Consider the following 23,647-nt stretch of genomic DNA (forward strand, 5'->3'; position numbering starts at 1 on the left):
CGGATTATCTGTCACTTCAATCGACCACAGAAACGCTGGCACAGCGCTTGTTGACGCTGGCAAGGAATATCAAGCCCAAACAGGTTGCCAAAAGCATACGCGGCCCCAAAATCGCCAAGCCCAAGGAGTGGCTGGAGGGAAAGGCTGCGAATGCTCATGTGTCGACCGATCGAGTGCTCAAAGCCCATAAAGGGAAAACACCTTGAAAGGGCTGGCCGTAAGACCGCGTCATCGTTCATCGTCGGAACGCCGCCTGGAGCAAGCTCGCTCTCACAGGGAATATGCGTCGAATACAAAGGTAATGTACGACTCAGATCCCATGTGGGAGTGAGCCTGCTCGCGATGGCGGCATAACAAACGACGCACCGCTACCCTGTCACCCCCAGTCGATCCGCAATAAAGTCGACCATTTGCCTGAGTTTGCTCATCACCCTGCCTTGCATTCAATACATCAGGTTAAAAGAGTAATAACCGGCGATGCGTTTATCACCCGGGACTTTGTCCCTAGAGTCACTTTAATAAAATGCATAACGAGGCGCCATTGATGCAAACCCTACTGTACAAGTCACTGAGTTCTTTTGCACGGGCAGACCTGCTGCAAGGTCCCACGCCGATTCAGCGGGCCGAACGCCTGGAACAGCTGCTGGGTTTGAAGGCACAAGGCATCGGCCTGTTTCTCAAGCGTGATGATCACATGTTGATTGGCGGTGGCGGCAACAAACTGCGCAAACTCGAATTTCATCTCGGCGCGGCGCTCGCGGCTGGGGTCGACACGGTCATCACCATCGGCGGCCTCCAGTCCAACCATGCGCGCCTTACGGCCGCCGTGTGTGCCCGCCTGGGCATCGCCTGCGAACTGATTTTGACTCGGTCGGTACCAAAAGCCGAAGTGGACTACGAGCTGAACGGCAACGTCCTGCTCGACCAGTTGTTTGGCGCTGACATACGGGTGCTTGCGGGTGGCAGCGACTCACTCGCCGAAGCCGAGAAACGCGCCGCGCAACTTCGAGAAGCCGGACGCAAGGTTGTGGTGATACCGACGGGAGGCTCAACGCCGCTGGGCAGCCTCGGTTATGCGCGCTGTGCAGCGGAGATCGCGCAGCAGGAAACGGAGCTTGGCCTCATCTTCAAGCAAGTTGTCGTGCCCAATGGCAGCGCAGGCACTCACGCCGGGCTGGCTGCAGGCTTTCAATTGCTGGGGCGGGGGACGTCGATCGTCAAGTCGTATTCGGTCTTGTCTGATCGGGACACGTCAGCGAACCGAACCGTGCGATTGACTCAGGATGCGCTGACGTTGTTGGGCAGCAACGCGGTTGTTCAGGCTTCAGAGATTGCCATTGATGGCAGTCAGCTGGGCGACGGTTATGGTCTGCCGACCTCTGCCATGCTGGACGCGGTGCGCTTGATGGCTCGCGCTGAAGGCGTGCTGATTGATCCGGTGTATTCCGGAAAAGCGTTTGCCGGGTTGCTGGGTGATCTCAGGCAAGGACGCTTTCAGCGCGGGGACAATGTGCTGTTTGTGATGACGGGTGGAACGCCGGGATTGTATGCGTATAGGGAGACGTTTCAGGACTGACCGTCAGTCATTGCGGGGGGGGAGCGGTGGCTAAATCACTACATCATTTGTAACTGTCGCAGGAGGCTACATCACCTTGCGCCATTGCCTACAACTGCGCCAGAATCCGCCGGCTTGTGTGCCTTGGGGCTCGTCGGTAACTTGATCCCTGTCACTGCTCATCAGTGATCGGGTCTGCAAGCCCGACGGACCAATCGCATAGCATTGCCAAAAGGACACTTTTTTGTGTCCGCTTTGATGGCGGCTTTGCGCGGGAGACTTTCGGGTCTGCCGGGTTCCTGGTTCCCCGGTCTTGCAGACCCGCGCATAGCTGCCACCCCATCATCTGCAAGTGATGTTGGCAGCTCCTAACGGACCAAGGAGCATCATTATGATTAAAGAAACGCCAAATCCCCCGGGATCAGAAACCGATACAGACCCGGCCTCCCCCTACGAATCCCTCGATTCAAAAAAATTCCACGAAGCCGCCGAGCGCGCCCTCGATCACTACCTCAATCCCGCCGCCCTCAAAGAAGCCAAAACCCCACGCAAACCCAGCACCATGTTCATGGTCGCCCCCGACATGGACAGCGAAAGCCTGCTGGCCAATGCCTGCGAATCCATGGCCTCCGCGAGCGTCATGCTCAGCGACTTCGCCGACCTGCTGGAAGGCCCGCATCGCAACAAGGCGCTGGGGATTGCGCAGGTCGTCATGCTGGGTGAACTCGCCGTAAACCGGGCGCTGGATAACATCGATCCGAAAGGCTAGCGGGGATCTGTGGTGAGGGGGTTTCTCCCTCACCACAAAAAAACCGGAAAGCCTTTGGCCCGCCCGTTTCAGCGCCACGGACGTAGCGAGCCGTACCTTTTTCAACAACAACTCAACATTCAGAAAATGCCTACATCCATTTAATGCCCGTTGAGATAGCGTCCGCATCGCTTTCAAAAGTTGAAACAAGGACGCTCATGGCTAGCAAAACAAACATACCTCCGATTCAAAACCCATCGTCAGGCGACGGGCACCTCGCCCACAACACTCCGCAGGACTATCCGGGCAAAAATCAGGAGGCCCATTATGTTTTTTGGATCAGTGGATTTTCAAAAGGTGATCAAGAGGGTGACGACTTAAAGTACGAACTGACCGTTCTGCCTGAGTTTGAAGACGCAATGATGCGTGTACTCGGCTGGAAAAATCTTGAAGAAAGCGCCTACGGGGACTGTTTACTGACCGCCACGCAAATCCGACAAATCGCCATGGCGATCGATGTGCAGCTACCGACGGACCTGGATCTCTTCATAGGGGTGCGGGAGTAGTGGGGAAAACTGTTTAATTGCGGCGAGGGGCTTGCTCCCTCGCCGCATGTGCCATTTCAACCCACGCGCCAATCAATCATCCCGCGTCAGCACTTCCAGCAATTCAATCTCAAAAATCAGGTTCGAACACAATTTTCAGAAACGTCCTACATCTATCAAATGCCCACTGATATAGCGTCCGCTTCGCTTTCAAAAGGATGAACAAGGACGCTCATGGCGCGCAAAACAGACATACCTCGGGTTCAAAACCCTCCGTCCGGTGACGGACATCACGTCACAAGCCGCTACCTGACCGCCACCGAATTGGCGGAGCGGGAGGCCAGGCAAAAAACATATGACGACATGTTGGCCCGACAACAGGCGTATGAAGACCGTTTCATCGGGCAAGCTCAACAACCGGATCATCCCGGCTACATGGGTTGTGTGTTCGCCAAAAGTTGCAACCTCCCCGACGGCGTAATCAACCATGACAACCCATCCGGGTTTGTCCCGGTCGAGAAATTGGCCGACTACGGACAATTCTCTTTACTGGGCGGCCGTGAAAGGAATGCAGCGGGAAACATCCCTCTAAAAAAAATCAGTGGTAGCGCGTTCCCCGCTGGAATGGGCAAGCTTCTTTTGGGACAGGTTGGCACTGCTGGCAACGCGACAAGTGCTGCCGGTGGTGTCGGTGCAGTAACGGGTGGTGTTGCTGCCGGCGCATTGGTGGGGATGGTTGCCCTACTCTGGCCGTCCAGTCTGGGGGACAGTTCCCTGTACACAGAAGAACAGCTCAAGTCGCTCAAAGAAGTCCGTACACGTGTCCGACTGCATGTCGAACAGCAGGCCGACGGCACCATAAAAGGATACGGATACAACACCCAGAAGCGCAGCGATTGGGAGTTGATTCCTGTTGTGCATTTCGTTGCGCAAGGCACTCAGCAAGTGGCGGATTTTGGTGATGGTGCAACTCTGATATGGACACCAGCCGTTGAACCGTCCACCACTTCGGGAATCCCGCCGCTAGAAGGTGCCCCACAAGCCCCGCATATCTGGATTTATCCGCCTACTGAACAAGCAGATTGCATCATCGTCAACCCGATTTACCCACCTGAATACAAAGACTTCATTCTGGTTTTCCCGGCTGACTCCGGTGTGCAGCCCCTGTATGTTGTGTTTTCAAGACCAGCTATTGGTGGTGATATCAAGTACCACAGGCCGCCGCTGGCATTACCTGCGTTTCCAGATACCGTTCCTGTTAAATCGAAAAGCAGTGTTCAAGGTGGCGGGGGTAAGCGCAGTCGATGGAAGGACCGAAAGGGACGAATATATGAATGGGACAGTAAGACAGGTGCGATAGAGATTTATGACAAACAAGGTAAGCATCTTGGCGAGTTCAACCACGAAACCGGTGAACAGATAGATCCCGCAAAACCAGGCAGAACCACCCAAAAATAGATTATGAGGCAGATTATGTTTTTATGGATTAGCGGATTTTTCAAAGGTGATAACGAGGATGACTCTTTAAAATACGAGCTTACAGTTCGACCTGAGTTTGAAGCCGCGGTAATGGATGTTCTAGACTGGAAAAGCCTTGATGAAAGCGCTGATGGGGAATGGCTACTAAACGGCGAGCAAGTCCAACAAATCGCTGTAGCTCTCAATGAGCAACTACCGACTGACCTGGACCTTTTTATAGGCGTGCGGGAGTAGGTTTGCCTCAAGTATCTCGTTCGCAGGCTGGGGCTGCTTCGCAATCCCACGGCGGCAATCCAAGCGATTATTCCAGGAATCATGTAGTGAGCCTTCTCTATCAAGATCCATCCATGAGCCATGATGAAGCGACGAAGCTTCTTGCTAGCGGCATCGATACGAATATCACTGCAGCATTGGTTTCCATCGGGCTGAATGAAGCAGACAACATCTGGGCTCTGCACACTTGCCTTAAATACCTCGCAAGTGAGTCCGAATCAGTTGCAGCATCGGCCATCACGGCTCTTGGTCATCTCGCTCGCCGTCATGGCGAACTGGATAAGGAAACGGTTCTGTCGGAACTCGAAAATGTGAAGGAAAAATTCCCAAGCCTTGAAGGAATTGTTGCGGACACGCTTGACGATATTGAAGCGTTCACCTGATCCAGCGGGAGTTCGAACACGCGACTCTTGTGGCGAGGGGCTTACCCTCGCCACGAAGCCAACTTCAACTTACGAATCAATCATCCCGCGTCAGCACTTCCAGCAATTCAATCTCAAAAATCAGGTTCGAATTCGGCGTGATCGCACCCATCGTCCGCTCGCCATACGCCAAATGCGCCGGCACCAACAACTTGCGCTTGCCGCCAACCTGCATCCCCATAATCCCCTGATCCCAGCCCTTGATCACCCTCCCCGTGCCAATCACGCACTGGAAAGGTTTGCCACGACTGTAGGAAGAATCGAATTCGGTGCCGTCCTCCAGCCAGCCGCGATATTGGGTGGTGATCAGCGCGCCTTTGACGGCTGCTTTGCCGTCGCCGACTTCGAGATCGATTACCTGCAATTCATCATTCATCACGTTCACTCTATTGTTCACTCACCCAACAGGGCGTAATGGGCGCCGTTTTCCCAGAAATGTGCGCCATTGGCAACCCATTCGGAACGGTTTTCAGCATTAACCTCAACTAAGATAACCAACACCAAGGCTCACGGATCAAAACGACACGATGGCAATTTCTGAATGAATGACGTCTGGACCAGCTCAGCCATCGGCTCAGTGATGCTTGCCCTGATCGTCGCGCTGATTTGCCGCGTGCGTTCGCTGCAAAAGCAGTTGGCCATGCATCGCGCATTGATCGCCAGCCTGTCCGAAGGCCTGCACATTCGCCAGGACGGCGATGCCGAGCGTTTCAAACGCAGCCAATACTTCGCCCGCATCGGCACTTGGGACTGGGATGTCGACACCGACAAGCTCTACTGGTCGGACGCGATCTATGGAATGTTCGGCTTCAAGATCGGCGAGGTGACGCCCTCCTACGCTCTATTTTGCGCCTGCGTGCACCCGGACGATCGGGTCAAAGTCCGGGCCGGAGAACTGCGCTGTCTGGAAACCGGTGAAAACCATGACGAGGAATACCGTGTTATCTGGCCCGACGGCAGCATTCGCTGGCTGCGGGAAACCGGCAACGTGGTCAAGAACGACCATGACGCCACCGTCAAGATGATGGGCGTCGTGCGTGACATCACCGAAGAAAAAGCCTCGGCCAGTTATCTGCAACACCTGGCCCATTATGACCCGCTGACCGGTCTGCCCAATCGCTTGGTGCTTGAAGAACGCCTCTGCGAAGCGTTGGAACAGGCTCGCGTCAGCGCCACGCGGGTGGCGTTGGTGTTTGTCGACCTCAACGGGTTCAAGGCGATCAACGATCATTACGGTCATGCGGCCGGCGACCGCGTGCTGGTCACTACCGCTACGCGGTTGAAGAAAATCCTGCGTTCAACCGACACCGTCGCCCGGATCGGCGGCGACGAGTTCGTGGTCATTCTTCAGGGCCTGCCCCAAGGCGTCAGCCTCCAAGACGAGGCGCGTACCATCTGCCAGAAAATCTTCGTCGAACTATCACCACCAATCACCATCGGCAACGACCAGCGCCACATCGGCACCAGCCTAGGCGTGGCGGTGTTCCCGGACCACGCGCCAAGCATGGACCGGTTGATTCACATTGCGGATCTGGCGATGTATGAGGCGAAACGCAGCGGGAATAATCAGTATCGGTTGGGCGATCAGACGGTGAGTTCTAGCAGGGTCGAATGACCCGTTCAGTCCTTGCGTTGCCCGTAAGGAATGCGGTTGATCGAACCGATACCGACGAGCTCAATGCATCGACCCGCGTGTGACGCACGTGTGACGCATTGAGCGTTTTACCCTAGCAGTGGCTGATTGAAAACACCGATCCGTGACTAATAAATACTGATAACTCGTACTGGAACTACCAAGTACATGGCAACTACATAAAATTCCAGCCCTTGATCAATTCGCAGATTTTTGTCACCTCAACGTCAAGCTCTTCCCGAAAACTTAAATTTTCCTTGGTAAACTCTTTCGCATAAAGCTCTGCATTATTGACCTTGTCTCGATATACGGGTGACCGGGTAACATTGTAGTGCTGCAAATATTCAACAAATGACTCATAAGAACCAATAGCCTCCACCTCTCCCAAAGAATTTACTTTTTGAAATGCTTCTTTAGGGACGTAATTCTCAATTTCGCGACACTTAGTGACCCACGAATAATTCCCCGACATCTTGAGCGATTCGACCGCTTTAATGACCCGAGCCTTGAGCGGAGCACTTTCACTTCGTTGGTCTCCATCGCAAACGAGCACTGCATTTTTATTAATTCTCAGAACACTCAATACTTCGTCGATAGTCCCCTCAGGCGGTGACATGTCCAAGTGTGACAATAAACTCCCCCCAAAAAAAGCAAATTGATAATGGACGCCTTCGCGTAACGTACCGCCACTCCAAATATCTATAAATTTCTTCAAATAAACTCGATCTGACGGCCCCTCTACCCAAATAAGCCCATTTGACTGAAACAAATCACTGGCCTTATTCCCAAGATCCGCGATCATCCCGTAACTATGTACACTGCTATTTACCAGAGTGCCTACGACCTCGCCGGCCTCTTTCTGAATATGATTGATTTGCGCATGAGGGGAGTTACTATAAGAGTCAATGGCAATGTTAGAATGCGTTGTTATAAAAATATGGCAATCATGCTGAACTGCGAAATGCTCTAGGTATTGGAACAGTTTTCGCTGCAATGTCGGATGCAGATTATTCTCCAGCTCCTCAAACGAAAAAATGTAATCCTTGACAGATCTATCTTCAATAGCGGGACGTACTAACAGATTTAACAAAACCAGAATAATTGTTTTCAGCCCGCTGCCTGACTGAGAGAGCGGATACAGTCTTCCATCTTTTTCTGAAAGATAAATCTCCCATAAACCACCCACCTTATGGTACTTCGTGGTAATTTCAACAAACTGGGTGTCGGATCTAAAGATCTGATTCAGAGACTCAAGTAAAGTCTTGGCAACCAACTCTCTATTGCTATCAGAATAATGAGACAATGAATGAATTATTCGAGTGGCACCTACACCGTTCCCCGTAAACTCCAAATCATCTTCACCATACTCCGGCACGATATCCCTATCTGCCAACAACCTGACATGCTTCTTTGGTAAAATCTGTGCATTATCAGCTATAAACCCTTCGAATTTATTGCGAAAATCATCATTCGAATATCTTGTCGCTAGAACACTCGCCTCAAAATCGGAAACTTCACAACCAACCTCCTTGAACCGAACCTGGTCTGGGCGCTGGATATAACTCACTAGCGCACCTGACAAATGATCATGACTTATAGTTGGAGGCGGCTCTTCATCCTCATAATATGACTCATCAAAATTCAAGCCATTGAAAATATCAGGCTCAAGGGTTTCAAAAAGCTCAACCTCGTGAAATGCCGTGCCACTTAACCCTTCAGCGTTACAGAGCGCATCTAAAATCTCAAGAAAAGTCGACTTCCCAACATTATTTCTTCCGACCAGCAAGTTAATTGGCTTTATCGAATAAAAACTAGCACCCCGCAACTTGAAACACTTATAATTTTTTACTGAAAATCCAAAATTTATCGTCATAACTATCCATTGACTATTTCGACAGAGAATCATTCTGCCATCATCTCAAAGGATATTACTATTACCGAATAAAACTCAAGTATTGTCAGTACGTAAACCGCGTTCTTCCACGCTCAACCGTTACTACCTAAAATGAGCCGATGCACCCCGTCATACGACACGTACAAACGCAGTGCATGAGGAACCTTCACACTGGAACTATCGCTCTATCGGCGTGATATCCACAATCGTCCCGTTGGTCACCATCACCATCATGTACTTGTCATTGATCTGCACCCACTGCGACTGTTCCTTCGGCGCTTTCAAGCCTTTCGCTTTCCAGTTGCCGATCGCTTTTTCGCTGCGCTGGTAAATGTCCGGGGCGCGGTCGCCGACCACCAGTTGGCGGGAGTTGTTAATCCCGGGCTGGACGGTTTTTGCGGGGGGATCATCCGCCTGAACGATGGGGTTGATACCGGCGAGGCCTGCGACGAGGGCAAGGCTGGCGATAAGGGTCTTGTTGTTCATCGATGAACCTCCAGTAAATTCGTGGCACCTGAACTCCGACTGCTCCCGTGTGGAATCATTCCTTACTGTTGCGATGATTCTGCCGCGGAATGTACGGGGAACGGCGCATTCGCCGGGCGTACGCTTGGCAAAAACCAGCAGGATTAGCCATGCACATCGCCATTCTGACCTTCGACGGCTTCAACGAACTCGACTCCCTGATCGCCTTCGGCATGCTCAGCCGTATCTCCTTGCGTGAGCATCGCCTCGCCGACGCCGCGCGTCACGTCGATGAACGGTTTGACCATCGACGCGCACATCGATCTGGCGCAAGCCTGTCAGGCTGACGCGGTGTTGGTGGGCAGTGGCAGGAAGACCCGTGAAGTGGCTGCCGACCCGGCGATCATGGATCAACTGCGCTTCGACTCAACCCGTCAGTTGCTGGCGGCGCAATGTTCCGGCACCTTTCTGCTGGGCAAGCTCGGCTTGTTGGGTGACGCACCGGCCTGCACCGACGCCATCAGCAAGCCGTGGGTGCAGGCGGCTGGCGTCAATGTCGTGAATCAGGCGTTCTATGCCAATGGCAATATCGCCACGGCGGGGGGATGTCTGTCGGCGCAGTATTTGGCGGTGTGGCTGCTGGCTCGGCTCAAAAGCACTGAAGCGGCGCGAGAGGTGTTGCACCATTTCGCGCCGGTGGGTGAGAAGGACGAGTATGTGGCTCGGGGGATGGCGCATATCGAGGGGTTTATCTGACTCATTGGTTGCCCATTCGGACGCCTTCGCGAGCAAGCCCGCTCCCACATTGGATCTACGTAGCACTGGAGATCCAATGTGGGAGCGGGCTTGCTCGCGAAGGCGGTATATCAGGCAACAAGAGTTGATGTTCATGGCTGACGCCTGAAGCCCCACCCTTTATCCTTGGCACTCCGCCGTACCGAGTTCTGGAGTAAGCCATGCCCCATGAAGGCAACCTGTTGCAAGCCGCTGTCGTTTTTCTGTTCGCGGCGGTGCTCACCGTGCCCTTGGCCAAACGTCTGCAGCTGGGGGCGGTGCTGGGTTACCTGTTTGCCGGGGTCATCATCGGTCCGTCTGTGCTGGGCTTGATCGGCAATCCGCAAAGCGTCAGCCATATTTCCGAACTCGGCGTGGTGTTGCTGCTGTTCATCATCGGCCTGGAACTGTCGCCACGACGTTTGTGGGTGATGCGCAAATCGGTCTTCGGCGTCGGTCTGGCGCAGGTGCTGCTGACCGGTTCGGTGATCGGCGTGCTGGCGTTGTTTGTCTTCGGCCAGTCGTTGAACAGCGCCATCGTGCTCGGCCTAGGCCTGGCGCTGTCATCCACCGCGTTTGGCCTGCAAAGCCTGGCCGAGCGCAAGGAGCTGACCAGCCCTCACGGACGCTTGGCGTTTGCGATTCTGCTGTTCCAGGACATCGCCGCGATCCCGTTGATTGCCATGGTGCCGCTGCTGGCGGGCGGCGATCACACCACCACGGCGGCCGAAGATTTGAATCACGGCTTGCGGGTGTTGGGCAGCATTGCGGTGGTGGTGATCGGCGGACGGTATCTGCTGCGCCCGGTGTTTCGCGTGGTCGCCAAGTCCGGTTTGCCCGAGGTGTCCACTGCCACCGCGTTGCTAGTGGTGATTGGCACGGCGTGGCTGATGGACCTGGTCGGTGTGTCGATGGCGCTCGGGGCGTTCCTTGCCGGACTGCTGCTGGCGGACTCTGAATACCGTCACGAACTGGAAGCGCAGATCGAGCCGTTCAAGGGCTTGCTGCTGGGGTTGTTCTTCATCAGCGTCGGCATGGGCGCCAACCTGAGCCTGCTGGTCAGCGCGCCGATCGCGGTGTTGGGGCTGACCCTGCTGCTGATCGCAATCAAACTGCCGCTGTTGTTTGTGGTCGGCCGATTGGCCGGCGGGTTGGGCAAAGTCAGCGCAATTCGCCTCGGCATCGTGCTGGCGGCCGGTGGTGAATTTGCGTTTGTGGTGTTCAAGATTGGTCGCGACCAGGGTTTGTTTGAGCCGCGTTTGTACGACTTGCTGGTGCTGACCATCACCTTGTCCATGGCGGTCACGCCGCTGTTGTTGCTGCTGTGCGCACGCCTGTATTCGCCGAGGGTGCAGCCCGTGGTGGTGCCGGAGAAATTCCGCGAAATCGACACCGACGCACCGCGCGTGGTGATCGCCGGCATGGGCCGGATGGGACAGATCGTGGCGCGGATTCTGCGGGCACAAAACATCAAGTTCGTGGCGCTGGACACCTCCGTGGAAACCATCGAGCTGTCCCGCAGCTTCGGCGGCGTGCCGGTGTTCTACGGCGACCCGATGCGTCCGGAAATCCTCAGCGCGGCCAAGGTCGAGCAGGCGGAATATTTTGTCATCGCCACCGATGACCCGGACACCAACATCAAGACTGCCGAGGTGGTGCACAAGCTTTATCCGCACATCAAAATCATCGCACGGGCACGTAACCGTCAGCATGTGCACCGGTTGGTGGATATTGGCGCCGAGGCGATTCGGGAGACCTATTATTCGAGTCTGGAAATGAGCCGCCGCACCCTGGTCGGGCTAGGGCTGACCCAGGCACAGGCCGATGCGCGGATCAAGCGTTTCAAGCATCACGATGAACAGGTGCTGGAGGCTCAGCATGCGGTTTATGACGATGCAGCGAAGGTGCTGCAAACCGCTCAGGAAGCCCGGGGGGAATTGGCGCGGTTGTTTGAGGCGGATCAGATGGAGGAGCGCGAAGCCGGTAAGGTTTAAGTCATTTGGTGATAGTGATGCCGCCTTCGCGGGCAAGCCTCGCTCCTACAGGATTAGCGCAGAACCTGTAGGAGCGAGGCTTGCCCGCGAAGAACGATAACGCGGTGTAATGTCAGGCCAGCTTTCTCAATTCAACGTCCACCGCAAACCGATCCGCCAAAAACGGTGTGATATCCAGCGGCAACGCCTCTCCATTCACCAGCTTATCCAGCAACACCCCGGTAATCGCCGACGTCAAAATCCCCGTGCGGAAATGCCCACAGGCATTGAGATAACCCTCCACCCCGTTCATTGGCCCGAGAATCGGCAACTCATCCGGCGACCCCGGCCGCAGCCCGGCCCAGGTCCGTTTGAGGTTCACGTCCGCCAACTCAGGAAGACACCGCACCGCACCCTGCACCAACCCGGCAATTTCCGGGTAGGTGGTGGTCACGTCGAAGCCTTTGTCCTCCGTCGTGCTACCAATCAGGATCTCGCCATTGTCCTTCTGCGCCACATAACAATCGCTGGTGGTCAGGCAACCGTTGAGGATTTTCGGCAGGCGCTCGGTCAGCAGAATCTGCCCCTTGACCGGTTTCACCGGTATCCGGATCCCGGTGGCCTGCTCACTCAAATCGGCCGCCCAGGCACCCGCCGCGTTGATCAGCGTGTTGCAGTGAAACACCCCGGCCTCGGCCGTCTGCACGCCGCTGACGCGGGAACCATGGTGCAAAACCCCGGTGACATTGGTGTTGAAGTACATGTCTACGCCGTTCTGCCGCGCGCCTTCGGTGTAGGCATCGGCCAGTCGAAACGGGCTGACCTGATGGTCGCAGAGAAACTCCAGCGCCCCGCTCGCCTCATGGCTGACGCTTGGCTCGGCCTCGCGCAGCGCCGCTTGGTCGAGCCAGCGCACTTGATCCGCCAGGTGTGGAATGCAGGCGACGATATGCTCGGCGTAGAGGCGGTCTTCATCGTCGTAGATCACGAATTTCAGACCGGTCTGTTCGAACTTGAAATCCATCCCGTGGTTGTCTTTCAACTCCTGGTGCAGCGCCGGATACATGGCGTTGGACTGCAAGGCAAAATCGAAGAACGACTGCGGCAGGATGTGCGGCGTGCTGGAATCCACCACCACCGCCGAGCCCTGGGCCTCGCGCTTGCGGTTGACCGACATCATGCGAAAGAAAATCACCCCGCAGCCCAGCCCTACCGACTCGCCGATCGCCCACAGGCCACCGGCTGAAGCACGGGTTGCGTTGCCCGGGCGCTTGCAGTCGATCAACGCGACCTTGAGGTTTTTGCGCTTGGACAACTGATAGGCGCAGGACGCCCCGATCACACCGCCACCGGCGATGACCACGTCATAGAACTTACTCATGATTTGTGGCCTCCATGCCGACAGAGTGGAACGCAGAAAAGGGAATCGGATCGATCGGGAAGCGCGGCCGTAACCAGCCAACGTCTTGCCGCCCCGTGACTTCGCGCAAGCGGTCGGTGCAATAGCCGACGCACATGCGTCCCTGACAATCGCCCATGCTCACGCGGGTGCGCATTTTCAGGCTGGCCAAGTCTTGCACGCCCTGCTCCAGCGCCCGGTCGATATCGGCGCGAGTCGCGTGTTCACAGCGGCAGATCACCGTGTCGGCGGCCGGCAGCGCGGTTTGCCCGGCGCCGCGTTCGGTGTAGCGGTCGACCGCGGCGCGAAAGCGCACGATGGCCTTGAGTTTCGACAAATAGCGGTTGCGCCGTACCAAGGCTAGTTCTGCGTCCAGCACGCCCCGTTGCAACAGGATCGACACGGCCGCGATACGCCCCGCGAGCATCGCCGCTTCGCCACCGCGAATCCCGCCCATGTCGCCGGCCAGGTGAACGTGAGGCTCGCTGCTTAGCTGCCAGATATTGGCACTCGCCCGCAGGTAACCGTCGTTGCTGAAGCCGTGGTTCAGGCCCATTTGCTGACTGAGTTGGGTGCGCGGGATGAAACCGTAGCCGACCGCCAGGGTTTGCGCCGCGATCTGCTCGGCACGGCTCAGGTCCGGCACCCAGGTGCTGGAATACGGTGCCACGGTCACGGAACTCAGTTCACCGTCGCCCTGCGCCGCCACCACGCCCCAGCCGTAATGCATCGGGATGCCATGCAGTTTCAGGAACGCGAGCATGCTCAAGCCATCAAGGAACAGCTGCGGCTTGTTCAGCAGCGACAGGCTTTCCCGAGCGATTTTGCCGAATGCGCACGCCTCATAAACACCCGCGACGGTCACACCGGACGCGTGCAGCTGACAGGCCACCAGCGGCAATAAAGGTCCGGTGCCGGCTATCACCACGGGGCCCTGAGGCTTGACCACTCCGCTCTTGATTTGCAATTGCAGGCCGCCCAGCAGGATCACGCCGGGCAAGGTCCAGCCGGGAAACGGCACGCTGCGTTCATGGCAACCGGCCGCGAGCACCAGTTGCGGATACTCGATTTCCTGCAAATGTTCGTCGGCGTCCAGCACCACCAACGCGCGCGTGCCTTCGGCGCCGATCACGCGGTGGTTCAGGCGCACGTCAATCAGCGCCGAGTGTGCCTCAAACTCGCCATGCAACTTGGCCAACACTTCCGAATATCGAGGTCCCAGATAGTCGAGTTGCACGCCATCGCGCAACGGTCCCCGATAGACCACGCCACCCAGCCGCGAAGCCTCTTCAAGCAACGTGCAACGCACGCCGTGTCGGGCCAGTTCAATGGCCGCAGCCATCCCCGCCGGTCCACCGCCGACGATCACCGGAAGCAGGCTCATACCCCCTCCTGCTCAACGACGCGGTTGACCTGGGTTTCGACCTTCATGCCATCACGCACGACGGTCTGGCAGGCACGACGTTTGTGCCGGCCATTGATTTTCACCAGGCAGCATTGGCACACGCCCATGCCGCAATAGGCGCCGCTGATTTGGTCGTGATCGTTGCGGGCCACCTGGCGCAGGCCAAGGGATTGAATGACCGAGAGGACGGTTTCGCCGATGGCGGCGCTGACCGGCTGATTATTGATGTGCACAGTCATATCCGCCTGCGGCAGCGGCTGGATATCAAACGTTCTGTCTAAGCGTGGCATTACGATGTTCATCCATGATGAGTTCAGGTGAGGTTCCACAGCTCCTTGCTGCACTACACCTTGCGGGCCAACGGCTAAAAGCTCGCACCGGTACTTCGACAGCGCAACAAGTGCACGTCAAAGCAATGTAGTCGAAGCCGCAGAAGGGGCTTGGATCTTTTACGGTAGGAGATATTGCAGAAGAGAATATTGATCCAGGCCAGTGAAAGGCACCGAACCCCAACCCGTCGATCAGTTGGAGAACACGTACTCGCCCTTGACCTTTTTCGAGCCAACGAAGCCCAGGTCAGGGAACAACAGGTTTTTTACCCACGCGGCAAAAAACACCATGCCCAAGGTGATTGCGACGCCAACCCCGGTCATCACCGGGTCTTCTTCATAGCCCTGGAACATCCGCGAGATCTGACTGACGGTCAGAATCACGTAAATGGTGTAGGCCTGCGCCACGCTCTTGTAGAAACCCCAGGCAAACGCCAGCGGTACCAACGCCGCAAACAGGGTGAAGAACACCACGGCACCGGGGCCGATCATAGAGCCCAGGAAAAACCCTGTGACCGCGCCCAGCAGTGCCTGAACGCACGTCAACGCGATCAGAATGTTGACCTTGAGTGAGTGTTTTTCCAGCAGTGCCGGATCCGCAGTGGCACCGATCCAGTAAGCCAGCACCCGATCCTTCACCGCCCCACCGGAGAAAGCCTTGAACGTCTCGGTTTTGGAGCGCCCGGCGTCGAGCATGGCCACCAGTTGCCGTTTGATTTCCTTTTTGTCCAACGTACTTCTCCCCTTTTTAAGCCAAATGCAAAATAAGTGTGGGAGCGGACTTGTGTGGCGAGGGGATTTATCCCCGTTGGGCTGCGAAGCGGCCCCTGAATCTAAAACCGCAGTGTGTTAGATACACCGCGTGCAATGGATTCACGACTGCTTCGCAGCCCAACGGGGATAAATCCCCTCGCCACACAAGTTCGCTCCCACAGGGGTTCATCATCGCTTTATTGGACGCCAGAAAGCAAAAAGCCGCTTCCACCAGAGGCGGAAGCGGCAGAGGCATGAGCCTCAGCTAATCAATTCATGAACAGGGCGATCAGGATGATGATCGGGATTGGCACGCCAAGAAAGAACAGCAGTAATGAGCGCATAGTAATTCTCCTGGGTTAGCGAACGGGTGGCAGCGTAGTGGTAGTGGCCACGTAATCGTCGGATTCCAGATACACCACGGCATCCCGGCGACGACCGCCGAAGGTAGCGGCGAGGCTGGCGAAAAACGCACCGATCAGCAGCGCAATGAACATCCAAAGCGCAGTCCAGGCAGCGACTTTGGCGGCGGTGTCAGCGGCTTGCTGCGCAGCCAGCTTGGCGTCGGCCGCGGCTTTTTGGGTGCGGGCGTAGACTTCATCGACACGGCGCTCCGCATCCGCCTGGGTCAGGTTGGTACGTTGAGCAACCATTTGCGCCAAGTAAGTCCGGTCCTCGGCAGCCAGTTGACCGTCGTTGCTCAGGGAGCGGATGAAGATGCGAGTCACGGTGCTACGGGCGGCGTCATCGCTGACGGCAGCCGGACGGTCATCGCGGAACAGAGTGTCGACGAAGTAGCCATATTGGTCGCTGTTGGCATTGCCCGCAGCGGTGCCAGCGGCTTGAGTCGCGGCACTCGCAGCCCCACCGACAACACTCGCCCCGGCTTGAACACCCCCGCTGACAATGCTGCTGACCGAGCCGACGACGAGCGTCGAGGTGACCAGCGTTGCCACGCACCAGGCCAGAAAACCATGGGCCGTGTCACGGAAATAGACTTCATCACCGTGCATGTTTGCCCACTTCACCCGCAGGCGACCGGCGATGTAGCCCCCGAGTCCGGACGCCAAGATTTGCGTAACGGCCAGCCAGACAATCGTTGAAATACCCAGGCCCTTGGCACTCACGCCCTCGTTGGCCCACGGTGAAACAGCCGAGAATCCCAGACCAAAACCCAGCAGCACCAGAATCAGCGACAAGGCCGCCGCCGCAGCGGCTCCGGCGAAGATCGCTCCCCAGGACACACCCGAGAGCGTGGTTGATTCTTCTGCGGCAGGATAGAAACCATCAGAGGATCTATTCATTGTTGTATCGCTCCAGGCAGGAAAGATGGTGTCACAACCTTCAAAGGAGTAAGTGCAGTCACCGTGCCAGTCGCCAACTTTAAATAAATCGTTTCATTTCAAATGATTATAAATTTTGAACTTCCAATTTCCATGCAATTTGCAAGGAACCGGCAATTGCAGCGGGTTTTATGCATTGCGTACGAACTACTTGCGCTTGTAGCTCTTGTTGCCGCTTGGGGTCAGGCAATACACGCCACCCCTAGGGCCGGTGCAGAACGAACCGGTGCCGCAGGTGCAGCCATCGTCACTCTGCAGCAACGTTTGCGGACGGGCCTGGCTTTGGCCGACATAGGTCCCAGAGCAACTTTTCTTCGAAGCGCTGATCGAGCCGTCATTACACAGGAACAGATCGCCGTCGCAGCGATCAATCCCGCCCTTTTTTCCAGAACACGGTGTATTGCCGGCCCAGGCGGATGCGCTGGCGATGCACAGCAACAACAGAACAATCGGCATCCCGCCGCGGCGAATCAAAGAGCGCACAGAGCTACTTCCTGTTTGAATTGTGGCCGGATGATATCAATGCTCCTGACAGGCTCATCAAGCAACATGAAAGTTAATTTATTTAGCCGCCAGAAATTCTTGGCAAAATGCCCCCACACTCCGCCATGAACTGACTATCAGGCCAGCCCTATGACCCGCATCTTGACCATCGAAGACGACGCCGTGACCGCCCGGGAAATCGTCGCCGAACTCAGTAGCCACGGCCTCGACGTCGATTGGGTCAACAATGGCCGCGAAGGCCTGGAGCGTGCGGTCAGCGGTGGTTACGACCTGATCACCCTCGATCGCATGCTGCCGGAGCTCGATGGCCTGGCCATTGTCACCACCCTGCGGACCATGGGCGTGGCCACGCCGATTCTGATGATCAGCGCCCTCTCCGACGTCGATGAGCGGGTGCGGGGATTGCGGGCTGGTGGTGATGATTACCTGACCAAGCCGTTTGCCACCGATGAAATGGCCGCCCGGGTCGAGGTGCTGTTGCGTCGCCAGAACACCGTGACCGCCCAGGCGACCACGCTGCGGGTCGCCGATCTTGAACTGAACCTGATCAGCCACGAAGCCAGCCGCGACGATCAGTTGCTGACGCTGTTGCCGACCGAGTACAAGTTGCTGGAATTCCTGATGCGCAACACCGGGCAGATTCTGTCGCGGATGATGATTTTCGAAGAGGTCTGGGGTTATCACTTCGACCCCGGCACCAACCTGATCGATGTGCACATCGGCCGGCTGCGCAAAAAGATCGACCCGCCTGGCAAAGTCCCACTGATTCGGACCGTGCGAGGCTCGGGTTATGTCATTGCTGAACCCCTCTAACGGCTGGCGTTCTTCCAGCAGCCGCTTGCTCGCACTCTACAGTTCACTGTTCGTGATCTGGAGCGGGATCCTGATGGGGGTCATGTACTACGAGGTGTCCGCTTACCTGGACAACTTGGCCAAGCACTCGCTGATGCAGCGTCAGCATCTGTTTTCGCACTTTCAGGGCGAACAATTGGCCGATGCCCTCGCCGTCAGCATGACCTTCGACATTCGCGGCATCGACGCCTATGGCCTGTTCGATTCGCAGCACCGCTACCTTAGCGGTGCCCTGCGCCACATGCCCGAAGGCCTGCCACTGGATGGCAAGATTCACATGCTCGGTGACTGCGTCGAGTCTGACGACCCCAGCCTGCCCGCCGACAGCTGCGATGCGGTCGCGACCCAGACAAAGGACGGTCGCTGGCTGGTGCTGGTGCGCGATAACGGTTCGTTGTTTGCCGTGACCCGCATCATTCTGCACGCGTTGTTCTGGGGCGTGACGCTGACCATCCTGCCCGGCATCGCCGGTTGGCATCTGTTGCGGCGACGCCCGTTGAGGCGGATTCGTGCGATTCAGGCCAGCGCCGAGGCTATCGTCGCCGGTGACCTGACCCGGCGTTTGCCGCTGTCCAACCGCCGCGATGAGCTGGACATGCTCGCCGCCATCGTCAACGCCATGCTAGAACGCATCGAACGCCTGATGAACGAGGTCAAGGGTGTGTGCGACAACATCGCCCATGACCTGCGCACACCGCTGACCCGCTTGCGGGCGCAGTTGTACCGGATCCAGCAGCAGGCGGACGACGGTTCGACGTTGGCCGTGCAGCTGGATTCAGTGCTCGGTGAAGCGGATACCTTGATGGCGCGGTTTCGTGGGTTACTGCGGATTTCCGAGCTGGAGGATCGCCAGCGGCGGTCCGGTTTTGTGCAGCTGGATCCGGTGCCGTTGCTGCAGGAGCTGCATGACTTTTACCTGCCGCTGGCTGAGGAAGGTGAATTGGTGTTCAAGCTGCAATTACCGGCCTCGTTGCCGATGTTGAACGGTGATCGGGCGCTGTTGTTTGAAGCCCTGGCGAACCTGTTGAGCAACTCGATCAAATTTACACCGCCGGGTGGCGAGGTGATTTTGCGGGGGGTCAATGACGGTGGGCGCACGCGAATCGAAGTACTCGATTCAGGGCCCGGCATTCCAGAAAGCGAACGCGAAGCGGTGTTCCAACGCTTTTACCGTGCCGAGGGTGGGAATCAGAAAAGCGGGTTTGGGTTGGGGCTTTCGATCGTTGCGGCGATTGTCAGCCTGCATGGGTTTGCGCTTGACGTGGGCACCAGTGAACTGGGCGGTGCGCGGTTGGTGCTCGATTGCGGCCAGGATTTGATTCCACAGACCTGACCGCCGTCAGTGCGCAGATCATCATTCCCGCCGCCACCGCCCTCGCGCACCCGGAGCAACGCGGGAGCGTGCTGGGCATGATGGTCAGTGGTTTGTCGGCGGGCGGTCTGTTGGCGCGGGTCCTGAGCGGGGCCGTCAGCACCTGGATCGGCTGGCGCGGCATGTTTTTCGCCGCCGCCGCGATGAATGTGCTGCTGTTTATCGCGATCCTGATCCGCATGCCCGTGAGCGCACCGTCCAGCACACTGCCCTATTTGGACCTGATGAAATCGATGTGGAAACTGGTGCGCGATCATCCGACTTTGCGTCGATCTTCAGTGAGCGGAGGCTTGATTTTCGGTGCGTTGAACGTGTTCTGGGGATCCATGGCTTCGCTGCTGGCGCTTGAGCCTTATCACTATTCCAGTGGACAGGCCGGGTTGTTCGGGCTTTCGGCCATCGTTGGAATTGTCGCCGCCTCATGGCTTGGACGACTCACGCAACACTACGGCATCAAGCTGAGTTATCTGGGAACCGGCGCGGTGCTGCTGGCTTTCATCGTCTTGTATGTGGGCGGTGCCGCAGGTTTTTGGTGGTTGATCCTGGCCTGTGCCACCGCGCTGGACATCGGCAACCGGGCCAACCAACTGGCCAACCAGGCACGCATTCTGGCCTTGGCTCCAGAGGCGGTCAGCCGCCTGAACACGGTGTTCATGGTCACCGGACCTGATCTACTGCTCGATTTCCGCCTATGGTCAGCAAGGTCCGTATGCCGACCGCGCTGGCGTCGACGGCATTCTGCAAGCCGATTCCGGCCTGATGAGCCTGATCGGCACGCCAAACTCGGCGCCGTCCAAGGTGCAAGCGCCGGTGGTCGATGTAGTCACCGGCTACATGGCGTGCATGGCCGTGCTGGCCAAGCTGCATGCCCGGGAAAAGGACGGATTGGGCGGTCACCTCGACGTCAGCCTGATGAACTCGGCACTGGCGCTGCAACAGGCCTCCCTGGCCAGCTTCCTGTGCGACGGCAAACTGCCGACCCGCATCGGCAGCGCCGCGCCCTACTCCGCGCCGAACGAAGCCTTCGAGGCGGCGGATGGCTGGCTGATGGTCGCCGCGTACAACGGCAATCGCTGGCCCACTCTGTGCGGTGTGCTCGGGCATCCGGAGTGGATCGACGACCCGCGTTTCGCCAGCTCGGCGCAACGGGTGGTTCACCGTGAAGCCATGTGCGCAGCACTGACCGACGTGTTCCTCACCCGGCCCGTTGCCCATTGGCTTGAGGTGCTGCGCGAGGCCGACATCCTTTGTTCGAAGATCAGCGATTACAACGATGTACTGGCCCATCCGCAGATCGCCAGCAACGGCATGCTGGTGGAATTGCACCACCCGCAGCACGGCGTGGTGCGGGTGCCGGGGTTTCCGGTCAACAGCCTGGAGGCGGCACAAACGCCGTATGCGCCGGCCCCGGAGAATGGCCAACACTCGCGATCAGTGTTGCGTGATTTCGACTTTTCCGAGGATGAGATTGCCGATTTGCTGGCGTCGAATGCCATGCACTGTCCGGAAGCAGCCCTGGCCTGACCGAATTCCTGTGGCAGTTGAGAGCATTCCCACGCTGGAGCATGGGAACGAACAAAAAGTGAAGAGTACACAAAACCCTGTGGCGAGGGGGTTCACCCCCGTTGGGTCGCGTAGCGGCCCCAAAACCTGCAACCGCGCACTTTCAGGATGATCGCGTCGGATGGCTTGGCGCCTGCTGCGCCCGGGCGCGGATCGGTCGGCAGGAGCAAGCTCCCTCGCCACAGAATGTTGTGTATGAACACATCCAGCTACCTATCGCGCACGCCTGTTTAACCGTGAAGCAGCGCATGTTTAAACACCCTCAAAGATACTTCCTGAAAGCTACAAAACCTTGCGCCGTTGCCTACGGCTGCGCCAGAATCCGCCGGCTTGTGCGCCTAAGGGTCGCTCGGTAACTTGATCCCCGTCACTGCCCATCAGTGATCGGGTTTAGTCGCCCGTGGTTGTTAGTATGCATAGCGCGTCATTCAGTCAGGCATTTCAGTCCTGTGCTTAATGGTGGTTGTGCGCAGGGCGCCCTCGGGCGCGCCGGTTTTGCTAACTCCCCCGGTCGACTAACCTGCGCACAGCCGCCACCATTCGTTTAGTCGCGATGTGGTTGCGGCTCCATTTCAGGAGTTTGCACCTATGTTCAAAGTAACGCCCAACCCACCGGACACCGATCCGGCCTCGCCATACGAACCCGATTCAAAAAAACTCAACGAGGCCGCCGAGCGAGCGCTCGACTTCCACTTCCCATCGAACGCCGACATCAAAGCCACCCAACGAACACGCAGCACCCTGTTTTCCGTAGACCCCGAGGCCACGGCCGAAACCCTGGCGGTTTATCTGGTCGAAATCCTGGCCTCGGTCGATGTGATGGTCCACCAGTTGGTGGATCATCTGGACGGAGAATCCCGCTACGCGCTGCTGGGTATTTCCAACAGCATCATGATGGCGGAGATCACGGCCAATCGGGTGTTGGATAAAATCGATCTGCCGAAGTAGGTTTCTCTTGCTGTGGTGAACGGGTAATTGACGTTCGGATGTGCAGCGGTCCCTTTTTTGGGGCCGCTGCGCGGCGCAGCGGACAGATAAATAGACGCGTCCCCATTTCTGCCCGGCACAGCAGGCGGTGTTGTGACCCTGACTGACAAGAAGGGCCATGGTTGCTCAAGCATGACCTCGCGCAGGGGCATCGGTACTACCCGCCACAAATGCGATCTTCATCCAGCAAGGTTCGGTGTGGACGTCGGCGGGTGTCAGCGCCGGCATCGACTTGGCGCTGGCGATGGTGGAAGCCGACTGCGGCCGTGAAGTGGCGCTGGAGGTCGCCCGGGAACTGGTGGTGTTTCTCAAGCGCCCCGGCGGCCAGGCCCAGTACAGCCAATTGCTGCAATCGCGACCGAGGACGGTGCCGCCTTCGACGATTTGCACCTATGGATCGCGCAAAGCCTGAGCAGCGAAAAGCTCACCGTTGAAGCGCTGACCGAAAAGATGCAGATGAGCCCGCGAAATTTTGCCGGGGTCTACAAACTCAAGACCGGCCGCACCCCGGCCAAATCGGTGGAAGTGCTGCGACTGGAAGCCGCCCGACGCCTGCTGGAAGAGTCCGAGCGCAACATTGATCAAATTGCCCGGCAATGCGGGTTTGGTGATGAAGAACGCATGCGTTTTACCTTTCAGCGCAACCTTGGAATCTCGACGAGGGATTATCGCAATCGATTCTCCCGTTAATCACCGAGGCGTGTCACTAACTGTCATTTAGCTGAACACGTTCTAACTTCAATATTCGAATCCAATGTTTTTTCCATTCAACTCGGCATTTAGCGGACATTGAAGGTTGACTTCACCCACCTCCCTGAGTAAATTGCCCGGGCCTTCGACGAAGGCCTTTTTTCAACTCACAAAAGAATCCAATGGACACAGTATCTAGTCGCTGTCGGGACACTGCGAATTCGCGGAACCTGGCACATAACCCAGTAAATGACGGGACTCGACTTTTCGGTCGGGTGAGCTGCGCTAGAGCTTGATGCTCCACCGTAACTTGCCTCACCGGCGTCCGTCCGGTCCAGAGGCATGTTATGAACTTCAAAACCACCGTAATGCCGGGCGTACGCGCCTTTGCATCGACCATGCGGGTCAAGCTGTGCCGTGAGCGTCTATTGACGACTCGGGTCAGCGCCCCGTTTTCCACCCCTTCTTCCCCTGCCAAGGCACACCCTCGTGCCAACTGGCGCGTCTGCCCGATGACGGGTCGGCTTCAGCAACGCTGGAGCTTCGACGACAGCCAGGAACCACCGAGTCGGCGCATCGCGCGAATGTTCGGTCTGATCCTCCGGGCCCGCACCTTCAGTTGATCTGAAGGCACTCCAAAGTCCTTCCCTGAACGTTTTCCTTAATAGGGAATTCGGCAACTTCTTATT

Annotated in this window: 22 protein-coding genes and 4 pseudogenes; 17 read left to right on the forward strand and 9 right to left on the reverse strand. The window is 57.1% G+C overall.

Features of this window, described 5'->3' with window-relative positions; genetic code table 11:
* From EYC95_RS18470 to EYC95_RS18500, 7 genes and pseudogenes are all read left to right on the forward strand, one after another.
* Positions 1–206, forward strand: a pseudogene (locus tag EYC95_RS18470) (IS4 family transposase); the annotation flags it as partial.
* Between the two features lie 338 nt (positions 207–544).
* Entirely contained in the window at positions 545–1,576 is a 1,032-nt protein-coding gene (locus tag EYC95_RS18475) for a D-cysteine desulfhydrase family protein (protein ID WP_131061647.1), read from the forward strand.
* Positions 1,577–1,946: 370 nt separating this feature from the next.
* On the forward strand, positions 1,947–2,324 hold the full coding sequence (locus EYC95_RS18480; RefSeq protein WP_131061648.1) for a DUF6124 family protein: 378 nt from the start codon (positions 1,947–1,949) through the stop codon (positions 2,322–2,324).
* 197 nt (positions 2,325–2,521) lie between these two features.
* Positions 2,522–2,869: a pyocin S6 family toxin immunity protein gene (locus tag EYC95_RS18485; RefSeq protein ID WP_305955869.1), complete on the forward strand. Its 348-nt coding sequence runs from the start codon at positions 2,522–2,524 to the stop codon at positions 2,867–2,869.
* 213 nt (positions 2,870–3,082) lie between these two features.
* Positions 3,083–4,306, forward strand: coding sequence for an S-type pyocin domain-containing protein (locus tag EYC95_RS18490; RefSeq protein ID WP_131061649.1), 1,224 nt, complete (start codon positions 3,083–3,085; stop codon positions 4,304–4,306).
* A 15-nt stretch (positions 4,307–4,321) separates the two neighbouring features.
* Positions 4,322–4,561, forward strand: a complete 240-nt coding sequence (locus EYC95_RS18495) for a pyocin S6 family toxin immunity protein (RefSeq protein ID WP_131061650.1) — start codon at positions 4,322–4,324, stop codon at positions 4,559–4,561.
* An 86-nt stretch (positions 4,562–4,647) separates the two neighbouring features.
* A complete protein-coding gene (locus EYC95_RS18500) occupies positions 4,648–4,983 on the forward strand; it encodes a hypothetical protein (protein ID WP_165557476.1) in 336 nt (111 codons plus the stop codon).
* A 76-nt stretch (positions 4,984–5,059) separates the two neighbouring features.
* Here EYC95_RS18500 and EYC95_RS18505 read toward each other — a convergent pair whose 3' ends face one another.
* Positions 5,060–5,398, reverse strand: a complete 339-nt coding sequence (locus EYC95_RS18505; protein ID WP_007895103.1) for an FKBP-type peptidyl-prolyl cis-trans isomerase — start codon at positions 5,396–5,398, stop codon at positions 5,060–5,062.
* A gap of 165 nt (positions 5,399–5,563) precedes the next feature.
* Here EYC95_RS18505 and EYC95_RS18510 point away from each other — a divergent pair, with 165 nt between their 5' ends.
* A complete protein-coding gene (locus tag EYC95_RS18510) occupies positions 5,564–6,637 on the forward strand; it encodes a sensor domain-containing diguanylate cyclase (protein ID WP_131061651.1) in 1,074 nt (357 codons plus the stop codon).
* Between the two features lie 193 nt (positions 6,638–6,830).
* Here the strand turns inward: EYC95_RS18510 and EYC95_RS18515 are convergent, their stop codons facing one another.
* Both EYC95_RS18515 and EYC95_RS18520 read right to left on the reverse strand, forming a co-directional pair.
* Positions 6,831–8,528 (reverse strand): ATP-dependent endonuclease, encoded by a 1,698-nt coding sequence (locus EYC95_RS18515; RefSeq protein WP_165557477.1) that lies wholly within the window; start codon positions 8,526–8,528, stop codon positions 6,831–6,833.
* Between the two features lie 198 nt (positions 8,529–8,726).
* Entirely contained in the window at positions 8,727–9,035 is a 309-nt protein-coding gene (locus EYC95_RS18520; RefSeq protein ID WP_131061653.1) for an RcnB family protein, read from the reverse strand.
* Positions 9,036–9,184: 149 nt separating this feature from the next.
* Between EYC95_RS18520 and EYC95_RS18525 the strand changes: the two are divergent.
* Together EYC95_RS18525 and EYC95_RS18535 are read left to right on the forward strand one after the other, a co-directional pair.
* A pseudogene (locus EYC95_RS18525) lies at positions 9,185–9,770 on the forward strand (DJ-1/PfpI family protein).
* Positions 9,771–9,970: 200 nt separating this feature from the next.
* The gene (locus EYC95_RS18535; protein ID WP_131061655.1) at positions 9,971–11,782 is read left to right on the forward strand and encodes a monovalent cation:proton antiporter-2 (CPA2) family protein; all 1,812 of its coding nucleotides are present in this window, start codon (positions 9,971–9,973) and stop codon (positions 11,780–11,782) included.
* A gap of 112 nt (positions 11,783–11,894) precedes the next feature.
* Here EYC95_RS18535 and hcnC read toward each other — a convergent pair whose 3' ends face one another.
* The 6 genes from hcnC to EYC95_RS18565 all read right to left on the reverse strand — a co-directional run bounded on the left by hcnC (position 11,895) and on the right by EYC95_RS18565 (position 17,446).
* Positions 11,895–13,142: a cyanide-forming glycine dehydrogenase subunit HcnC gene (gene hcnC / locus EYC95_RS18540; protein ID WP_131061656.1), complete on the reverse strand. Its 1,248-nt coding sequence runs from the start codon at positions 13,140–13,142 to the stop codon at positions 11,895–11,897.
* A complete protein-coding gene (gene hcnB / locus EYC95_RS18545) occupies positions 13,135–14,544 on the reverse strand; it encodes a cyanide-forming glycine dehydrogenase subunit HcnB (protein WP_131061657.1) in 1,410 nt (469 codons plus the stop codon). Before hcnB ends, hcnC begins: the two co-directional genes overlap by 8 nt.
* Positions 14,541–14,855 (reverse strand): cyanide-forming glycine dehydrogenase subunit HcnA, encoded by a 315-nt coding sequence (hcnA, locus tag EYC95_RS18550; protein WP_131061658.1) that lies wholly within the window; start codon positions 14,853–14,855, stop codon positions 14,541–14,543. The genes hcnB and hcnA overlap by 4 nt, the downstream gene beginning before the upstream one ends.
* Positions 14,856–15,086: 231 nt before the next feature.
* Positions 15,087–15,626: a hypothetical protein gene (locus EYC95_RS18555; RefSeq protein ID WP_131061659.1), complete on the reverse strand. Its 540-nt coding sequence runs from the start codon at positions 15,624–15,626 to the stop codon at positions 15,087–15,089.
* 380 nt (positions 15,627–16,006) lie between these two features.
* Positions 16,007–16,951: a hypothetical protein gene (locus EYC95_RS18560; RefSeq protein WP_131061660.1), complete on the reverse strand. Its 945-nt coding sequence runs from the start codon at positions 16,949–16,951 to the stop codon at positions 16,007–16,009.
* Between the two features lie 186 nt (positions 16,952–17,137).
* Positions 17,138–17,446: a hypothetical protein gene (locus EYC95_RS18565; RefSeq protein WP_178083843.1), complete on the reverse strand. Its 309-nt coding sequence runs from the start codon at positions 17,444–17,446 to the stop codon at positions 17,138–17,140.
* Positions 17,447–17,623: 177 nt separating this feature from the next.
* On the opposite strand from EYC95_RS18565, the gene EYC95_RS18570 reads away from it, so the two are divergent.
* From EYC95_RS18570 to EYC95_RS18600, 7 genes and pseudogenes are all read left to right on the forward strand, one after another.
* Entirely contained in the window at positions 17,624–18,307 is a 684-nt protein-coding gene (locus EYC95_RS18570; RefSeq protein WP_131061662.1) for a response regulator transcription factor, read from the forward strand.
* Entirely contained in the window at positions 18,285–19,679 is a 1,395-nt protein-coding gene (locus EYC95_RS18575) for a HAMP domain-containing sensor histidine kinase (protein ID WP_131061663.1), read from the forward strand. Before EYC95_RS18570 ends, EYC95_RS18575 begins: the two co-directional genes overlap by 23 nt.
* Positions 19,649–20,359 (forward strand): annotated as a pseudogene (locus EYC95_RS18580) (MFS transporter); the annotation flags it as partial. The gene EYC95_RS18575 and the pseudogene EYC95_RS18580, both read left to right, overlap by 31 nt.
* Before the next feature lie 40 nt (positions 20,360–20,399).
* Positions 20,400–21,242: a CaiB/BaiF CoA-transferase family protein gene (locus EYC95_RS30375; RefSeq protein WP_256656974.1), complete on the forward strand. Its 843-nt coding sequence runs from the start codon at positions 20,400–20,402 to the stop codon at positions 21,240–21,242.
* Positions 21,243–21,869: 627 nt separating this feature from the next.
* The gene (locus EYC95_RS18590; protein ID WP_131061665.1) at positions 21,870–22,229 is read left to right on the forward strand and encodes a DUF6124 family protein; all 360 of its coding nucleotides are present in this window, start codon (positions 21,870–21,872) and stop codon (positions 22,227–22,229) included.
* 208 nt (positions 22,230–22,437) lie between these two features.
* A pseudogene (locus tag EYC95_RS18595) lies at positions 22,438–22,958 on the forward strand (GlxA family transcriptional regulator); the annotation flags it as partial.
* A gap of 347 nt (positions 22,959–23,305) precedes the next feature.
* Positions 23,306–23,581: a hypothetical protein gene (locus EYC95_RS18600; protein WP_131061666.1), complete on the forward strand. Its 276-nt coding sequence runs from the start codon at positions 23,306–23,308 to the stop codon at positions 23,579–23,581.
* Positions 23,582–23,647: the final 66 nt, after the last annotated feature.

Origin of the sequence: Pseudomonas sp. BGI-2, assembly GCF_004310295.1 — a bacterium.
Lineage (GTDB): Bacteria > Pseudomonadota > Gammaproteobacteria > Pseudomonadales > Pseudomonadaceae > Aquipseudomonas.